Genomic DNA, 3,104 nt, shown 5'->3' on the forward strand with positions numbered 1-3,104 from the left:
CGTTACATCTTCCGCGCAGGCCGACTCGACCAGTGAGCTATTACGCTTTCTTTAAATGATGGCTGCTTCTAAGCCAACATCCTGGCTGTCTATGCCTTCCCACATCGTTTCCCACTTAACCATGACTTTGGGACCTTAGCTGGCGGTCTGGGTTGTTTCCCTCTTCACGACGGACGTTAGCACCCGCCGTGTGTCTCCCGTGATAACATTCTTCGGTATTCGGAGTTTGCATCGGTTTGGTAAGCCGGGATGGCCCCCTAGCCGAAACAGTGCTCTACCCCCGAAGATGAGTTCACGAGGCGCTACCTAAATAGCTTTCGGGGAGAACCAGCTATCTCCCGGTTTGATTGGCCTTTCACCCCCAGCCACAAGTCATCCGCTAATTTTTCAACATTAGTCGGTTCGGTCCTCCAGTTAGTGTTACCCAACCTTCAACCTGCCCATGGCTAGATCACCGGGTTTCGGGTCTATACCTTGCAACTATTCGCCCAGTTAAGACTCGGTTTCCCTACGGCTCCCCTATACGGTTAACCTTGCTACAAAATATAAGTCGCTGACCCATTATACAAAAGGTACGCAGTCACACCACGAAGGTGCTCCCACTGCTTGTACGTACACGGTTTCAGGTTCTATTTCACTCCCCTCGCCGGGGTTCTTTTCGCCTTTCCCTCACGGTACTGGTTCACTATCGGTCAGTCAGGAGTATTTAGCCTTGGAGGATGGTCCCCCCATATTCAGACAGGATGTCACGTGTCCCGCCCTACTCATCGAACTCACGACCTGTGCATTTTAGTGTACGGGGCTATCACCCTTTGCTGCGCGACTTTCCAGACGCTTCCACTAACACACAAGCCGATTCAGGTTCTGGGCTCCTCCCCGTTCGCTCGCCGCTACTGGGGGAATCTCGGTTGATTTCTTTTCCTCGGGGTACTTAGATGTTTCAGTTCCCCCGGTTCGCCTCATGCCACTATGTATTCATGACATGATAGTGTGTCGAAACACACTGGGTTTCCCCATTCGGGTATCGCCGGTTATAACGGTTCATATCACCTTACCGACGCTTTTCGCAGATTAGCACGCCCTTCATCGCCTCTGACTGCCTAGGCATCCACCGTGTACGCTTAGTCACTTAACCTCACAACCCGAAGATGTTTCCATCGTTCGCGCTGCAAACATTTGAGAGACTCTATGACAGGTTACTCTTCATCCCGATACATCTACGGAGGGATAAATTTCAGCCGTCATGTTTCAATTTTCAGCTTGTTCCAGATTGTTAAAGAGCAATATCTTAAACATGACTCGGAAGTCATCTTTAAGATATGGTGTATCGTCAGATACTTGAGACCGCCGCTTTCACCGGGTGGGTCGGAAGCTTGGCGTCCCCTAGGGGATTCGAACCCCTGTTACCGCCGTGAAAGGGCGGTGTCCTAGGCCTCTAGACGAAGGGGACACGACACCGTACTTTTATGACGCTTTTGCTCGTTACTTTTTCATCAGACAATCTGTGTGAGCACGCCACTCGAACTAATATCTTTAGGTAAGGAGGTGATCCAACCGCAGGTTCCCCTACGGTTACCTTGTTACGACTTCACCCCAGTCATGAATCACAAAGTGGTAAGCGCCCTCCCGAAGGTTAAGCTACCTACTTCTTTTGCAACCCACTCCCATGGTGTGACGGGCGGTGTGTACAAGGCCCGGGAACGTATTCACCGTAGCATTCTGATCTACGATTACTAGCGATTCCGACTTCATGGAGTCGAGTTGCAGACTCCAATCCGGACTACGACGTACTTTATGAGGTCCGCTTGCTCTCGCGAGGTCGCTTCTCTTTGTATACGCCATTGTAGCACGTGTGTAGCCCTACTCGTAAGGGCCATGATGACTTGACGTCATCCCCACCTTCCTCCAGTTTATCACTGGCAGTCTCCTTTGAGTTCCCGGCCGAACCGCTGGCAACAAAGGATAAGGGTTGCGCTCGTTGCGGGACTTAACCCAACATTTCACAACACGAGCTGACGACAGCCATGCAGCACCTGTCTCAGAGTTCCCGAAGGCACCAAAGCATCTCTGCTAAGTTCTCTGGATGTCAAGAGTAGGTAAGGTTCTTCGCGTTGCATCGAATTAAACCACATGCTCCACCGCTTGTGCGGGCCCCCGTCAATTCATTTGAGTTTTAACCTTGCGGCCGTACTCCCCAGGCGGTCGATTTAACGCGTTAGCTCCGGAAGCCACGCCTCAAGGGCACAACCTCCAAATCGACATCGTTTACAGCGTGGACTACCAGGGTATCTAATCCTGTTTGCTCCCCACGCTTTCGCACCTGAGCGTCAGTCTTCGTCCAGGGGGCCGCCTTCGCCACCGGTATTCCTCCAGATCTCTACGCATTTCACCGCTACACCTGGAATTCTACCCCCCTCTACGAGACTCTAGCTTGCCAGTTTCAAATGCAGTTCCCAGGTTGAGCCCGGGGATTTCACATCTGACTTAACAAACCGCCTGCGTGCGCTTTACGCCCAGTAATTCCGATTAACGCTTGCACCCTCCGTATTACCGCGGCTGCTGGCACGGAGTTAGCCGGTGCTTCTTCTGCGAGTAACGTCAATTGATGAACGTATTAAGTTCACCACCNTCCGATTAACGCTTGCACCCTCCGTATTACCGCGGCTGCTGGCACGGAGTTAGCCGGTGCTTCTTCTGCGAGTAACGTCAATTGATGAACGTATTAAGTTCACCACCTTCCTCCTCGCTGAAAGTGCTTTACAACCCGAAGGCCTTCTTCACACACGCGGCATGGCTGCATCAGGCTTGCGCCCATTGTGCAATATTCCCCACTGCTGCCTCCCGTAGGAGTCTGGACCGTGTCTCAGTTCCAGTGTGGCTGGTCATCCTCTCAGACCAGCTAGGGATCGTCGCCTAGGTGAGCCATTACCCCACCTACTAGCTAATCCCATCTGGGCACATCTGATGGCAAGAGGCCCGAAGGTCCCCCTCTTTGGTCTTGCGACGTTATGCGGTATTAGCTACCGTTTCCAGTAGTTATCCCCCTCCATCAGGCAGTTTCCCAGACATTACTCACCCGTCCGCCGCTCGTCACCCGGGGAGCA

At 52.5% G+C, this 3,104-nt stretch carries 1 tRNA gene and 2 rRNA genes; all 3 read right to left on the reverse strand.

Annotated features, from left to right (window positions below):
• Window positions 1–1,135 (reverse strand): 23S ribosomal RNA (locus tag ACKVMH_RS13140); the annotation flags it as partial.
• Between the two features lie 239 nt (window positions 1,136–1,374).
• Window positions 1,375–1,450 (reverse strand) — tRNA-Glu (locus tag ACKVMH_RS13145).
• An 88-nt stretch (window positions 1,451–1,538) separates the two neighbouring features.
• Window positions 1,539–3,104, reverse strand: a 16S ribosomal RNA gene (locus ACKVMH_RS13150); the annotation flags it as partial.

This window comes from Lysobacter zhanggongensis (assembly GCF_046638635.1).
Lineage (GTDB): Bacteria > Pseudomonadota > Gammaproteobacteria > Xanthomonadales > Xanthomonadaceae > Novilysobacter > Novilysobacter luteus.